The sequence below is a fragment of the Chitinophaga parva genome (assembly GCF_003071345.1).
Lineage (GTDB): Bacteria > Bacteroidota > Bacteroidia > Chitinophagales > Chitinophagaceae > Chitinophaga > Chitinophaga parva.
In genome coordinates this window covers 1,275,178-1,289,206 of the sequence record NZ_QCYK01000002.1, presented here as the reverse complement: position 1 = coordinate 1,289,206, position 14,029 = coordinate 1,275,178, and the positions used below count along the sequence as shown (strand labels likewise).

The following is a 14,029-nucleotide window of genomic DNA, read 5'->3' as shown; positions in this document are numbered from 1 at the left end:
GGATAGCGTTTGTAGTAAAACAGCGATCATACAAGTACGTTTTAATATATATTTTTGACCAATGTAAGTATCTTAGAACGTCTTGTTGAATGGCTGCTACCCTTAAAAACGAGCTGTGCACGGAGCCTTCTGCTATAACATGTGTGCCATGCATTGCCCCGTCAGTTTGAAAATATTTCCCAAAAAAGTGAATCTGCACGATTATATAGCAACCGGCATCCTGGAAAAATATGTACTGGGATTAGCATCTCCACGGGAAGTAACGGAGGTGGAGCACCTGCGTCGCCTGTCGCCGGAGATCCGCACGGAACTTACGGAGATAGAAAAGCGTATGGAGCATATGCTGATGGATACACCGGTGCACCCGCCCGCAATGGCCTTTCACCAGATCGTGCAGCGACTGGACTGGGAGGAGCCCGCGCAACAGGAATCTTCTTCCCCACCCCTGGAAAAACCTATGTATACTTTATTATCCGGTAAAACAATGACCATCAGTATCTGGTGGCGGTGCGCATTTGTAGCGGTGGTGATGCTTGCCATTGTGATGGCAGTGGCGGCACTTTATTTCTACCAGCGCGCGCACGCACTGGAGCAAATGCTCTGGCAGCGCTAGGCATACTCGCTATACCATGGCCAGCGCATTTGCTTTATACAAATGCACTGTGCCCGGTGATAGCCCTGCCCACGATGAGGCTGTTGATCTCCTTGGTACCCTCGTAAGAATAGATGGCTTCCGCATCTGCTACAAAGCGGGCTACGTTGTACTCCAGCAGGATGCCATTGCCCCCCATTACCTCGCGGGCACCTCTTACCACATCGCGGGTGCGCATGCTGCAGAATACTTTGGCCAGCGATGCATGCTCGTCTTGCAATAAGCCCTGGTCCTGCAATTCAGACAAGCGGAATACGAGGGTTTGCATGGCGGTAAGGTTGGAAAGCATTTCCACCAGGTGGTTCTGGATAAGCTGGAAAGAAGAAATGGGCTTTCCAAATTGTTTGCGCTGCTGCGTATAGGCCAGTGCATTTTCATAAGCACCGCGTGCGCAACCCACGGCCTGCCAGGCCACACCCGCACGCGTCATGCGGAGCACCTGGGCGGTATCTTTAAAGCTATTAGCATTTTGCAGGCGGTCTGTCTCACTCACTTCACAATCCTGCAGGGTAATGAGCCCGTTCTGCACAATGCGGAGGGCCATTTTGTCTTCCATTTTTGCCACCTGGAGGCCGGGTGTACCTTTGCGCAGCAGGAAACCCTTTACCTGGTTATCCGCGGTGTCGCGGGCCCAGATCACCAGCACGTCTGCAAAGGTGGCGTTGCCGATCCATTTTTTCTGACCATTCAGCACCCAGGTATCGCCCTTGCGGGTGGCCGTGGTGGTGAGGCCGCCGGCCGCGCCACTGCCTACTTCCGGCTCAGTAAGCCCAAAAGCCCCGATGGTTTTCAGCCGTTGCATGGAGGGGAGCCATTGCTGCTTCTGCTCATCGGAGCCCAGCAGGTAGATGGAGCCCATGGCCAGGCCGCTTTGCACACCAAAGAAGGTGGCGATGCTGGCATCCACGCGGGCTATTTCCATGGCAATGATGCCTTCCATGACAAAGCTGCGGTGGGGGCAGCCGTAGCCTTCGTAAGTAACCCCGCAGATATTGAGTTCCGCCAGTTTGGGAATGATCTCAAACGGGAAGGCGGCTTTGTTCCAGTAATGATTAGCGATGGGTTGAATTTCCTTTTCCATGAAGGCACGCACTTTCAACTGCGTTTGCCGGTCTTCCGGGGAGAGGGCCGCGCCCAGGTCGTAGAAGTCGCCATTGATGGGCGGTTGGGGCTTTTTAGCGTGGCCGCCGCTGCTTAGCATTTTCACGAGGCCATTAAGCTGGGTATCGTCCATTTTGCCAACGGTGGCCATAAGCTGGGGAAGGTCCACTTTGCGGGACAACTTGCCCAGTTGTTCCATATCGATGCTTTTGAACAGGTGGATGGCCTGTTTTATTTTGGCGAAGGTATTCATGGTGATGGTTTTCGTGGTGGGCTAAATGTAGCAATTATCGTGCGGGCAGGTAGCGGGCAACTGCTTTCCAAAAACACTTCCCCATCCGCGCTTTTGTCAATGATAAGTTCTTCATAACCAACGCCCCCAATGCTGATCTTGTAATCGATTTAAAAAAATATTATTAAATGTCGATCATACACTTTATTTTAGCAGGGATCAAAAAACACGTTATGAAAAAATGGATGCTGCTGCTATGTGCCTGCATTACTTCCCACACTTATGCCCAACAGGCAGCCACACTTTCTGTATCAGATAATTCAAATCTTACCATTAACCGTAACATTTACGGCCACTTTTCAGAACACCTGGGCCATTGCATTTACAACGGTTTCTGGGTAGACTCATCGCTCCACGTGGAAAAGCAGGACCGCATCCGCCTCGATATTGTAAAGGCCCTGCAAAAAATACATATCCCCAACCTGCGCTGGCCCGGTGGCTGCTTTGCAGATGAATACCACTGGCGCGATGGCATTGGCCCCCGCGGCAGCCGGCCCAAAATGGTGAACACCAACTGGGGCGGCGTTACCGAAGATAACAGCTTTGGCACCCATGAATTCCTGGAGCTCTGCGAACTGCTGCACTGCCAGCCCTACATCACCGGCAACGTAGGCAGCGGCACCGTGGAAGAAATGTCCAAATGGGTAGAATACCTCAACTTTGACGGCGTAAGCCCTATGACCGCACAACGCGCTGCCAACGGCCATGCCGCCCCCTGGAAAGTACAGTTCTGGGGCGTAGGCAACGAAAGCTGGGGCTGCGGTGGTAACATGACACCGGAATATTATGCGGACCAATACCGCCGCTACGCTTCCTTTGCCAAGAACTATCCCGGCAGCCCCCTGCTGAAAATAGCCAGCGGCCCCAATGCAGATGATTACAACTGGACGGAAGTCATGATGAAGCAAGTACCCAACTGGATGATGTGGGGCATGTCATTGCACTACTACACCCTGGCCGGCGATTGGGGCCACAAGGGTAGCGCTACTAACTTTGACGAACAAACGTACTTCAGCGCACTGAAAAGCTGCCTGCATATGGAAGACCTGGTGCGCACCCACAGCGCTATCATGGACCGTTACGACCCCGCCAAGAAAGTGGCCCTGGTAGTAGATGAATGGGGTATCTGGACAGACGTGGAGCCCGGCACCAATCCCGGTTTCCTCTACCAGCAGAACAGCCTGCGCGATGCGCTGATCGCGGCTACCACCCTCAATATTTTCAACAATCACTGCGACCGTGTGCGCATGGCTAACCTGGCACAAACCATCAATGTGCTGCAGGCACTCATCCTCACAGATAAGGAAAAAATGCTGCTCACGCCCACCTATCACGTGTTTGATCTCTACCAGGTACACCAGGATGCTCACTACCTGCCGGTAGCATTGAACAGTCCTGATTACACCCTGGGCAAAGAGAAGATCCCTGCCGTGAATGCCTCTGCCAGCAAGGATTCCACCGGCACGGTGCACATCTCCCTGGTAAACCTGGACCCGGCGCATGCCATCACCGTGAGCACCCAACTGGCGGGTGTAACGTATAAGACCATCAGCGGAAAGGTGATCACTTCCGCGAAGTTCAATGACGTGAACACATTTGACCAGCCCAATAAAATTGTACCACAGGACTTCAAAGGCGCCAGCAAAAAAGATGGCAACCTGGTAGTGACCCTGCCCGCAAAATCAATCGTGGTGCTGGAATTGAAGTGATCAGGTGTACAGGACCTGGCATAAAGTACAGTAGAATGAACGGCGGTTGGCCTTGCCCAGGTGTTGCTTGATAAAAGGTACATGGTCACGCGGGCAGATCTTCCGGGTATGCGCCAGCCAGTGTTCCCGCAACTTAAATTCCTTTTTCCATTCCAGGAACTCAAAGCTGTAGTTCACCGCTTCTGTGAGCATGGCCTTTAGCTGGCGGGCTGGCAACGCCCCTATCCTGCTACGTGGATCTACCCGGATGCGGAAGAGCACTTCGTTCTTGATGATATTACCCACCCCGGCAAAGATGTCCTGGTTCAGCAATGCATCACAGGCCAGCAGGCCGGGGTTGGCTTTCAGCTTGGCCCTCGCCTTCTTTTCACTCCAGGTGGGACTCATCACATCTGCACTGAAATCATAGATCTCATCCAGCGGCTCGGTGATGATCTGTACAGAACAGGTATAAAAATTCAGTTCCCCTTTGGAAAAGCCCAGGTGCAACCTTGGGGTGGCGCCGGGCTTTTCTTCATTTATACGGTAACTGCCAAACATCAGCAGGTGGATGCGGATGGTGGCCCTGGGAAAGCAGATAAGAAAATGCTTACCCCAGGATTTAAAGTCCACGACCTTTTGCCCGGAGAATGGCTCCAGGTCTACCTTGCTATTGCCCCCAATGCTTAATACTTTCTTACCCTTAAACGCCTGTACAGCTTCCTTCAATATCACGATGGACGGTCCTTCCGGCATATGCTTTTTCTTATGCAATACAAGCCCTGTGCCGGCCCACAAAAAAACTGGCCGGGATAAGTCCGCGGCCAGGTTAGATGTTCTACTATTTACATCAACAGGTTAAACTTCCGATGGTTTGAACAGCTCAATGGTCTTATTAACAATAATGGGCCTTGCCCAGATGCCAATGCCGCCTATGTAGCTCATGGTCACAAAAAGCACGGCCATACCGGCTTTCAGACCTGCCAGGTCGCCCAGCCACCCCACAAAAAGGGGCAATAACGCACCGCCTATAATGCCGGTGATGAGAATGCCTGCAAAGGAACCATGATGTTCATCTATAGAATTAAGCGCCAGTGAAAAGATCACCGGGTACATTACCGAGGCAAAGAAACCCACCGCCGGGAAAGCCATGCGGGCCACGGTGGCACTGCCGTACAGGGCCATTGCATAACTCACCATGGCCAGCGCCGTGAAGCTGATCAGCACTTTGCGGCTGTCCACAAACTTCAGCAGCACCAGGCCCAGGATACCCCCGGCCGTCATCATGCCCCAGAAGTTGGCCACAGTATCCGCCCCCACCGTTTGCGGGTCTATGTGATGATAGGTGAAAAGGAACTGGGACATCCAGTTGTTCAGGCTTTGCTCTGTGCCTACGTAGGCGAAGATGCCGAAGAAATATGCCTGTACCACCGGCCGTTTGAACAACGCCAGGTGCGTGCGCACAGAGCCTGCCACCTCATCACTTTTCAGCACCACTTTCGGGAAGCGGGATGCCGCCAGGATCAGCATCATCAGCAGGCATACCACCACAAACAGCCAATACAGCGATACCCACGGCAGGCTGGCCGGCACCATGTGTTGCAGGGTTTGCAGCCACCCCGCGCCGGGCGATGGCTCCTGCAAACGGGCCACCAGCCAGGAATACAGCTTAGGACTGGCAAAAGACGCCAGGCCAAAGATCAGTTGGGCCAGTACGGAGTTAAATGCATAATGCTCTTCCCCACCCGCCGTGCGCAGCAGCGGGTTGATCACCACCTGCAGCATGGCCATACCTCCACCAATAAGGAATAAGGAGCACAGCGCCGTACCGTAATTAGGCCAGCATGCCAGGAGCAGGGAACCTGCAAAAGCCACCGCAAACGCGGTGACCATGATCTTCTTCTCTTTATATTTTTCCAGCAAAATACCTGCGGGAATAGATACAATGCCGTAAGCAATAAAAAAGGTAAATGGCAGCAGGCCCGCCTGCACCAGCGTAAGCCCGCCAAATCCCCTGATAATATCGGGCACCAGCGGCCCCGTGATATTGGTGAGCAGGGAGATCACGAAAAACGTGAGCATGATAAGGCCTACAATGTAATAGCTGCGCTTCATAGTGGTTGCAATATATTTAGGGAAATGATCATTCTACATTCCAGCCCCCGGTGGTAACCAGCGGCGGGCGGCCACCCAGGTCGCGGGTGTAGACCCAGCCTTCCAGGGTAATTTCTTCTCCCGGCATCAGCGTCACATCATTCTCCTTCCAGAACACGGGGCCCACCGGATCTTTCGTAGCTGCATTGCGGATATCCAGGTGTGCCATGAAAGCCAGTGTGGAAGCGGGGTTCCGCAAGTGAGCGGTTACCAGTGTCTTTTCACCCACTTCGCTGGTCTTTATATCCGACTCCAGTTTTACCATGGGCAGTGTTTGCAACTTCGTAAGATCCCCATAGCTTTTAATGGGCGTGATATACCAGTTGCTGCGGGCATTGTCCAGCTCATCTTCCTTCATGGACAATGCGTAGAAGTTGCGGCTCACTACCGTGCCTTCCCGGTCTTTCAGCTGCAGGTTCAGGAACCAGGTATTGCCTGCCACACCTATGCCGGGAATGTTGTAGGTATATTTTGTTTCCTGTGCCTGCAGGCCTGGTACGTCTTCCTGGCTTTCAAAGATCATCTGCAGGTTGCCATCGTAGCCGGTGGCTACTGCTGTGTAGCCGCCCATTTTATCGTTGGTATTGTTCAGCACCATCACCGCATTGCGCCCGTAATCGTAGGCAATATGCACCGGCTCATTGGCCTTTTGTGCGCCGTAAAAAGCGCCGGTGGGCAGCAGGTAAAAATCATACAGCTGCCACCACAGCTTGGGCCAGGAAGCATTGTACATCCACTGGATAATGCCGGTGGACTGGAAACGGTGGGCTTCAAATGCTTCATACATGGCACGCATACCTTCGTAGTTGATGTATTGCGCCTTGCGCAGGTAATCATGCAGGTCTGTGGGCTTGCCCAGGCGCATTTCAATGGCACTGTCGTAGGCCGTGAGATTATGGAACTCCCCGCGGGCCGCATGGAACATCCAGCCGCTGCCTACCGGCCAGAGGGAATCTGCCGGGATCATCTTTTGCAGGGTTTCCAGCACAGGCACCTGGGGGCCGGGGCCGGTTTCTGTATTAAAGCCAAAAGCCCCACCCAGCTTGGTATCCACGTACCAATAGGCAGGCGGTACATAATCATAAGGTCCTCTCATCTTCACGGCGCTGGGGCCACTCAGTTTACTGGTGTGCTCCTGTGCAGAGGCCAGTACACAGCGGGTGGTATCGTATTTTTTCAGGATGGCAATGTACTGGCTTTCCAGCGCGGGGCGGGGTAGCTTGTCACTGCCATACATCCACACGCAAACGGCAGGATGGTTGCGCAGCCAGATCACCTGGTCTTTCCAGGAAGTAGCGGCGATGTACATCTGTTCCGGTTTGCTGATGGCGCCATATTTATCATCTGCATTGCCAAAGAAATTACTCCACTCCCAGGCCGCGCTGTAGCCCACCATGATGAGCAGGCCTTTTTCATCTGCCAGGTCGTACAGGTGATGGTTGCTGCCCCAGAAGCCTTCCATGCGGATGGTGTTAAGGTGCATTTGCACCGCGTAGTCCATGCCGGCATTTTCATATCCGGGGGATGCATCCAGCAGCATGCGGTCTGTCCAGCCGCCACCTTTTACCAGGATGTTCTTCCCGTTCAGTTTATAGCCGCGGTGCCCCTGTGGAGTGAAATAATCCGTAATGGAACGGATGCCAAAATGCAGGCCGGTACTATCTTCCAGCTTACCTCCGTTTTCAAAGCGCAGTTGCAGCCGGTACAGTTCCGGTTTGCCCAGGTCATGTGTCCACCACACGCGGGGGTGTGTTATTTCCAGTTGTTGATAGGCCGCGGGGGTAAATACGATCTCTTTGGATTCACCGGCTTTCAGCGTTACCGGCTGGGCTATTTCAATCCCGCCTTCCACGCTGCCTTTCAGCACGCCGCTTACGGTGCGTTTACTATTATTATGCAGCAGGGCGCTGATGGTGAGGGATGCATGATCCAGCGTGGCCGTATCCAGTTTGGGCGCTACAAAAGGCTGCGTGATAGACACTGCGCCGCTGGTCACCAGGTGCACTTCCCGCCAGATGCCCAGGTTATGGTCCGGGGGCATGGGGTTCCAGTCTACGAAGCCCAGTGTAGGATCGCCGGGGCCAGGCCGGGTTACCTTTACGGCCAGGATGTTCTCTCCTTCTTTGATATAAGCACTTACGTCAAACGTGAAGCGGCGGAAGCCCCCCCGCACACTGTCTGCCTTTGCCAGCAGGTGGCCGTTCAGCCAGATGTCTGCACGGTAGTTAATGCCGTTGAACTCCAGGCGGGCCGTGCTTTTAGCCTCGGCAGCAGTGAGAGAAAAGGTGTTGCGGAACCACCAGGGTTTTGCAAACAATGTATCGGGGACCTTCTCCAGGTTGTTGCCCATGAAGATGTCTTTATATTGGCCTAAAGCCACCAGGCTCCCCATGACGGTACCCGGTACCCTGGCAGGATACCACCCGGTGGTTTGGAAGTTGGCATTGGTTATACCGGCATCTGTGGCAGCCACCTTTTCAGATGATTGCATCTGCCAGTTGGCAGTTAATATTTTGTCCTGTATGGCGGGCGTTTGTGCGTTGCTTTGCAGGCATAACAGGCTCAGGGCCAAAAGGGGAAAGCATGTTTTCATAAAATGTGTATAGCGTCTAAAGTACGGTGGTAGTGGAATCAGTGCTGCAAGATAATGGAGCGTAGTAAACAGATCAACATAAAAACAGGCGCCGGCATCAATTCCGGCGCCTGCCGTTTGGTATATTATTTCAAGTGCTGCTAGTAGTTCTGCTGCAGGGTAGCCACTCCATTCTTCGTGCTCAGGTCTATCTGGCGCTGGGGAATGGGATAGTATTCATTTTTACCCGTGGTAAAATGCGGGTTCAGGCCGTTGTAATCTGTGAGTTTATATTTTCCTTCCGCCGTGTAATAAGCGGTAAGCGCTGTACCGGCAATGCCCCAGCGTACCAGGTCAAAGAAGCGCTGCCCTTCCATGGCCAGTTCCAGCTTGCGCTCAAAACGGATGGCGGTATTGGCATAGTCTTTTCCCTTGGCAGCAAAATCACCATCGGGGTAAGGATTGATCACGTAATTAGCGGCGGGAGTATTGCTAAAGCCGCCGGTCGGGTTCTCATCATCGGCATACTTATACACCCAGCTTCTGGGGTCTTTGGCGCGGTTGCGCACGCGGTTTACATATGCTTCTGCCTGCGCAAGGCTACCGGCTTCCACTTCACATTCCGCCGCCATGAGCAGCACATCTGCAAAGCGGATCACCAGGGTATTGATGGCCGTGCCGGGCGCCCACTCGCTGAAGTCTACAAATTCATCCATGGTAGCCTGGCGGTACATCATCTTCACCGGGGCATACGGGCCTGCAAAAGGCTGTGACACCACCCAGTCGCGGCCGGGATTTACGCCCCAGTCCAGGTAAGGCACTCCACGGCGGCCGGCGGTCCAGTCCAGGCGCGGGTCCAGCGGGCCCTGGTCCGGGGTGTAGTTGCCACCGGATGATACGCCCTGGTCACTCTTCACGGCAAGGGCATCGGTGTTGTAAGATCCATCCAGGTAAGGCAAGCCGCCCGCGGTGGTCCGGTAAGAATTTACCAGGTCAAAGGAGGGCTGGAAAAAGCCACAGCACGGCGCAATATTGGGCGGGTAGTTCAGCATATCGCCCTGGTTCGCATTAGCGGCCGTGGAGGTACCATCGTGTACGTTGTTCTGGATGGCGAACACAGATTCAGCATTATTCTCCGTAGCTGCGTTCCAGTTATTCTGGAAAGGCACCAGGTCATAATGCAGGCCATTGCTGGTCTGGCCGTTATTGATAGCGTCTGTGAACAATGGCAGCGCATCTGCATACTTCTTTTCATAGAGGTACGTCTTGGCCAGGTACACTTCTGCGGCATACTTATTGGCCTGCCCCACGCTGGGTTGTGTGGGGGGCAGGTTGTCCATGGCATACTTAAAGTCTGCTTCAATGTTCGGGAAAATGTCTTTATCATTCTTAATGTACAGGTTCGTGGAGTCTTCATCCGTCCACGGTACATTCTTGAACATCTTACGCAGGTCAAAGTAATAGTGACCGCGCAGGAAACGCGCTTCCGCAGCGGCTTCCGTCTTCTCTTCGTCCGACATGTCTGTCACCTTTTTCAGGGTAGACAGCACCAGGTTGCAACGTTTGACGCCTTCATATACGCATACCCATTTATCGTTAAAGAAACTTTCAGTAGGGTCTGCAGAAAATGCAGCAATGTGCAGGATATCATCCTGATCGCCGGAGGTACTTCCCTTGTGCGCATCGCCCCCCACCACAGAGCCATAGATCCAGTTGTCCGGCGCTGCGGTAAAACCACCGCCTCCATTCAGGTTGATCATGTCCCCGTTATCATTCTGCCCATCCAGTGCGCCATAAGCGCCGATCAGCAGTTTGGAAATACCTTTCTTATTCGCGATCACATCTATTTCCAGCGCACCGGGCGGGTCATGCTCCAGGAAGCTTTTAGAACAGGCAGACACCAAAGGTAAAGCCGCCAGCAGGGTGATATAGCGCAAACGATTATGCATACGTTTCATGTTCTTCATTTTAAGCGTAAAAAATTAGAAACCCACATTCAGTCCCACCAGGTACTGGCGCTGGTTGGGGTAGCCCATTTCATCCACCCCGAAATTGGTAGCAGCGTTGCCGTTCAGCTCAGGATCCAGCCCGCTGTATTTCGTGATGGTGAACAGGTTTGCAGCCTGCACATACACATGCAAGCGGGATACCCCCCATTTGCTGAAAACATTTGCCGGTAATGTATAGCCCAGTTGCATGTTCTTGCAGCGCAGGTAGCTGCCATTTTCCACGAAATAAGAATTGGCCACCTGGCCGGTGCTGAAATAAGTTTGCTCTTCCTGCTTGGGCGCCCTGGCGTTGTGGTTTTGTTCCGTCCATGAATCATAGAGGGCGGTGTAGCTCTTAGCCGTATTAAAGTTGCCGAAGAAATCCCTCCACCAGCGGACGTTGTTCCAGATATCGTTGCCTTGTGTGCCGTACAGGGTCATATTGAAATCAAATCCTTTGTAGGTAAGGCCAATGTTCAGGCCATAGGAAAAATCGGGGTGTGGGCTACCGAGAATGGTACGGTCGTCCGGGGTGATGATACCATCCCCGTTCATGTCCTTGTATTTGAAACGGCCTATGCCTTCGTCTGTTTCATAAACTGCATCCGGCCCGTTCTTCTCCTGTGCCAGTTTGTCTGCGTTGTCAATGTCCGCCTGGCTGTTAAAGAAGCCATCGATCTTGTAGCCGAAAAAGGCGGAGGTGGGGCCACCTACCTGGTTGCGGATAATATTGCCCAGGCGTCCCTGGAACACGTCAAAGTAAGTAGCATTGTCCGCCACCTTCTTCACGGTATTTTTATACGCGGTGAAAGACAGCGTTGCATCCAGTTTCAGATCGTGGGTAATACCGGCATGCCCGGTCACGGCGAGGTCCACGCCACGGTTGGTCATCGTACCGATATTGATAAACGGTGAAATGGCCGTACCGGCAATACCCGGCGGAGTGGGCGCAAACAGCAGGTCTTTGATATCTTTTTTGTAGTAGTCTGCACTGATCTCCAAATGATTGTTCAGGACCGTTGCATCAAAGCCAATGTTACCATTGATATCCTGCTCCCACTTGGCTTGCGGGGCGCCGGTCTGGTAAGGCTGGAAACCCTCCAGGATGCTGTTATTGCTACCGGTGAGATCATAATAAGAAGAGGTGCGCACCCCGGCAAACGTAGTGTAGCCGTTTGTGGGCGAAGGGTTTGTCTGGTTACCCATTACACCGTAGCTACCGCGGATCTTCAGATCATTCAGCCAGCCAATGCCCTTCATGAACTTTTCCTCTGAAATACGCCATGCGGCGCTGGCGGCGGGGAAATTACCCCATTTGTTATCCACGAAAACGGAAGAGCCATCACGGCGGATGGTGAAGCCCAGCAGGTACTTGTCTTTGAATGCATAGTCCACGCGGCCGATCAGGGAAAACAGGCTGCGCACATAACTATCGCTGGAGTTGTTATGTTGCCCTGCACCGGTGGACAAGGTGGGATAAGGCGGATCAAAGCTGAAGTAGTCCGTAGTGCTGCCGCCAATGCTGATAGAACGTGCATCGTTAGCCTCGGTACCGGCAATCACTTTCAGGTCGTGATCCTTACCCAGCACCTGGTGATAAGTGAGGGTGTTGGTCCAGGTCCATTCGTGGTTGTTGTCAGCATACTGGCTGTATTGGTTCACCGAAAAATATTCCTTGTTCTCGTAAGTGGGATAGCTGAAAGAATGCCCCCAGTCGGAGCCTACCTCCCCGCCAAAGCTGGTACGGAAGGTAAAGTGCTTCAGCAGGTCCACTTCGCCCCAGATGTTGCCGAACAGGCGGTTGGTAAGACTGCGGTTATTGCGGGTGCGGTACTGGTTGGCCACCGGGTTTTCCGCATCACCGAGGTCGCCGCCACCGTAAGAGCCGGCAAAGTTTCCTTTAATGTCATAGATAGGAATGATGGGCTGTTCCCGCATCACCATGGCCAGCACACCATCCGGTGAGTAGTTGCCTACCTGCGGGTTGTCTACCAGGGAAAAGGCCAGGTTCTCCCCTACCCGCACATGATCAGTAATATTAAAAGACGTATTGGAGCGCAGGGTATAGCGCTTGTAGTAAGTATAATCCAGTGTACCCTGTTGGTTAAAGTAGTTGAGTGAAAACAGGTAATTGGCCTTGTCCGTACTGCCAGAAACGTTGATGTTATGGCTGGTCATCGGGGCATTTTTGAACACCGCGTGGTACCAGTCTGTACCGGTTTTATTGGCTTTGGTGATCCGGTAAAAATTATTGTATTCATCCAGGGATGTGTAGTTGGGATCTACATAATACAAATCAGGGTTTACGCTGGGATCGCCTTCCTTGGCGCCTTTGGGGGCAATGTAATCCGGGATCACCGGCTTATCACCATAACCATAAATATCGTTGCCGGGGTCCTGCATGGCTATCCAGCGCAGGTCTGCCGTTTCCTGGGTATTGAGCGTATGCAGCACATTCCCCCCTTTGGGATGCTGCACGCCATAGTAACCATCGTAGGTAACCTTTATCTTGCCGCTGCCGCGTTTAGTGGTTACAATGATCACCCCGTTGGATGCGCGGGAACCATAGATGGAAGCAGATCCTGCATCCTTCATGACCTGCATGGAAGCAATGTCTGCGGGGTTCAGGTCACGGATATTGTCAGTAGGCACACCATCCACTACATACAGCGGATTGTTGTTGTTAAACGTGTTCACCCCGCGCACCCGCACCTGGGGCGCAGCGCCAGGCTGCCCATCCCCGATCACGGTTACACCGGCCGCCTGGCCTTGCAGTTGGGCCGTTACATCGCCCGTGGGCTGGCGCGTCAGTGCGTCCATTTTTACCACGGCCACCGCACCGGTGAGGTCTTTTTTCTTTTGCGCGGTGTACCCGGTTACCACCACCTCGTTCAGGGAGCTGGAAGTTTCTTTGAGTACAATATTGAACTCCAGTTGCCCGCGTATATTGATGGTCTGTGTTTCAAAACCCAGGTAAGTGATCTCCAGTTGTTCGCCGGTAGCACCGGGCGTTTGCAGTTTAAAGTTGCCATTGATATCCGTTACGGTGCCCACGTTGGAGCCCTTTACTTTTACCGTAACACCGGTGAGTGCATTGCCCTTCTCATCGCGGACGGTACCGTGCACCGGGTCTTGCACCATTGCGGCGCCGGCACTGGGCTGCTCCTTTTCGGTCACCATATAAAAATGTTCGCGCACTTTTTCAAAGTGGAGCGGAAAGCCTGTCAAAGCCTTTTCCAGCGCTTCTTCCGCTGATCTGAAATTGTCAACGCTGAATTGCAGTTTCCTGCTTTTTACCAGTTCACTTTTGTACGCGATGGATACGCTGAACTTGTCTTCGATCTCCTGGAAGGCAAACTTCAGCGTTACCTCGCTGGGCTGGCCGGCCGTGGCGGGCATTTCCACCCCGGCAGCCACTGCCGGCTGGTCCGCGCTGGCCCCCACTTGCCGTGCCAGCAAGGAAGACGTTGGTAATAGCAGGGCTAATGGAAGCATTAGCATCACATGTACACCTTTTTTCATGTGGAGCAGGATTTTAAAACGTTGCGCACCCCGGGGAGGGCGGCAACAACTGTTAGGTAA

The 14,029-nt window shown here is 53.2% G+C and carries 8 protein-coding genes; 2 read left to right on the top strand and 6 right to left on the bottom strand.

What is annotated here, in order from left to right:
* Positions 1-187 precede the first annotated feature (187 nt).
* On the top strand, positions 188-613 hold the full coding sequence (locus tag DCC81_RS15585; RefSeq protein ID WP_133177678.1) for a hypothetical protein: 426 nt from the start codon (positions 188-190) through the stop codon (positions 611-613).
* Positions 614-647: 34 nt separating this feature from the next.
* On the opposite strand, the gene DCC81_RS15580 is transcribed toward DCC81_RS15585, so the two are convergent.
* On the bottom strand, positions 648-2,006 hold the full coding sequence (locus tag DCC81_RS15580; RefSeq protein ID WP_108687525.1) for an acyl-CoA dehydrogenase family protein: 1,359 nt from the start codon (positions 2,004-2,006) through the stop codon (positions 648-650).
* A 212-nt stretch (positions 2,007-2,218) separates the two neighbouring features.
* On the opposite strand from DCC81_RS15580, the gene DCC81_RS15575 reads away from it, so the two are divergent.
* Positions 2,219-3,754, top strand: a complete 1,536-nt coding sequence (locus DCC81_RS15575) for an alpha-N-arabinofuranosidase (RefSeq protein WP_108687524.1) — start codon at positions 2,219-2,221, stop codon at positions 3,752-3,754.
* Here the strand turns inward: DCC81_RS15575 and DCC81_RS15570 are convergent, their stop codons facing one another.
* The 5 genes from DCC81_RS15570 to DCC81_RS15550 form a co-directional block, all read right to left on the bottom strand.
* Positions 3,755-4,489 carry a DNA-formamidopyrimidine glycosylase family protein gene (locus tag DCC81_RS15570; protein WP_108688269.1) on the bottom strand — a complete coding sequence of 245 codons (735 nt, stop codon included), beginning with the start codon at positions 4,487-4,489 and terminating at the stop codon, positions 3,755-3,757. It abuts the gene before it with no gap.
* Positions 4,490-4,591: 102 nt separating this feature from the next.
* Complete coding sequence (locus DCC81_RS15565) at positions 4,592-5,848, bottom strand: MFS transporter (RefSeq protein ID WP_108687523.1); 1,257 nt, start codon at positions 5,846-5,848, stop codon at positions 4,592-4,594.
* Positions 5,849-5,876: 28 nt separating this feature from the next.
* Positions 5,877-8,480, bottom strand: a complete 2,604-nt coding sequence (locus tag DCC81_RS15560; RefSeq protein WP_108687522.1) for a glycoside hydrolase family 2 protein — start codon at positions 8,478-8,480, stop codon at positions 5,877-5,879.
* Between the two features lie 140 nt (positions 8,481-8,620).
* Positions 8,621-10,417 carry a RagB/SusD family nutrient uptake outer membrane protein gene (locus DCC81_RS15555; RefSeq protein WP_108688268.1) on the bottom strand — a complete coding sequence of 599 codons (1,797 nt, stop codon included), beginning with the start codon at positions 10,415-10,417 and terminating at the stop codon, positions 8,621-8,623.
* A 24-nt stretch (positions 10,418-10,441) separates the two neighbouring features.
* Positions 10,442-13,969 (bottom strand): SusC/RagA family TonB-linked outer membrane protein, encoded by a 3,528-nt coding sequence (locus DCC81_RS15550; RefSeq protein WP_108687521.1) that lies wholly within the window; start codon positions 13,967-13,969, stop codon positions 10,442-10,444.
* Between the last annotated feature and the right edge of the window lie 60 nt (positions 13,970-14,029).

Excerpts from the sequence above, each read along its gene's own strand:
- DCC81_RS15580 (WP_108687525.1), bottom strand. The coding sequence starts at position 2,006 with ATGAATACCTTCGCCAAAATAAAACAGGCCATCCACCTGTTCAAAAGC.
- DCC81_RS15575 (WP_108687524.1), top strand. The coding sequence starts at position 2,219 with ATGAAAAAATGGATGCTGCTGCTATGTGCCTGCATTACTTCCCACACT.
- DCC81_RS15570 (WP_108688269.1), bottom strand. The coding sequence starts at position 4,489 with ATGCCGGAAGGACCGTCCATCGTGATATTGAAGGAAGCTGTACAGGCG.
- DCC81_RS15565 (WP_108687523.1), bottom strand. The coding sequence starts at position 5,848 with ATGAAGCGCAGCTATTACATTGTAGGCCTTATCATGCTCACGTTTTTC.
- DCC81_RS15560 (WP_108687522.1), bottom strand. The coding sequence starts at position 8,480 with ATGAAAACATGCTTTCCCCTTTTGGCCCTGAGCCTGTTATGCCTGCAA.
- DCC81_RS15555 (WP_108688268.1), bottom strand. The coding sequence starts at position 10,417 with ATGAAACGTATGCATAATCGTTTGCGCTATATCACCCTGCTGGCGGCT.
- DCC81_RS15550 (WP_108687521.1), bottom strand. The coding sequence starts at position 13,969 with ATGAAAAAAGGTGTACATGTGATGCTAATGCTTCCATTAGCCCTGCTA.